The organism is Francisella sp. SYW-9 (assembly GCF_008711465.1).
In the GTDB taxonomy this organism is placed as follows: domain Bacteria; phylum Pseudomonadota; class Gammaproteobacteria; order Francisellales; family Francisellaceae; genus Francisella.
In genome coordinates this window covers 1-512 of record NZ_VXKQ01000074.1, presented here as the reverse complement: position 1 = coordinate 512, position 512 = coordinate 1, and the positions used below count along the sequence as shown (strand labels likewise).

Genomic DNA, 512 nt, shown 5'->3' with positions numbered 1-512 from the left:
AGGAAAAAAAGAAAAAGAAAAAGAAACAAAAATAAAAAAAAAGGGTAAAGGAAAAGGAAAAAAAGAAAAAGAAGGAAAAGGAAAAGGAAAGAAAAAAAAAAAAAAAAAAGAAGAAAGAAAAGATGGAGAAAAAGAAAAAAAAAGGGAGAGAAGAAAAAAGAGAAAAGAAGAAGGAAAGAAAAAAAAAAGGGGAGGAAAAAACAAAGAAAAAAAAAAAATGAAAAAAAAAAAAGGAAAAAAATAAAAAGAGAGAAAAAATGGAGAATAAAAAAGAAGAAAAAGAAAAGAAGAAGAAGGAAAAGAAAAAAGATGAGAAGAAAGGAAAAAAAGAAAAAAAAAAGGAAGAGAGAAGAGAGGGAAAGGAAAAAAAAGAGAAGAAGGAGAAAAAGAAAAGAAAGGGGAAAAAAAGAAGAAAAAAAAAGAAAAAAAGAAAAAAGAAAAAGGAAAAGAAAAAGGAAAAGGAAAAGAGAAAAAAGGAAGGAAAAAAAGAGAAGAAAAAGAAGAAAAAAAAA

Annotated in this window: 2 protein-coding genes; both read left to right on the top strand. The window is 24.0% G+C overall.

Annotation, left to right across the window (positions count from 1 at the left end; translation table 11 throughout):
- Nucleotides 1-244, top strand: a 244-nt coding sequence (locus F3D62_RS13325) for a hypothetical protein (protein ID WP_191092628.1), incomplete at its 5' end; no start/stop codon positions are given.
- 13 nt (nucleotides 245-257) lie between these two features.
- A partial coding sequence (locus tag F3D62_RS13320; protein WP_191092627.1) for a hypothetical protein occupies nucleotides 258-512 on the top strand: 255 nt, incomplete at its 3' end.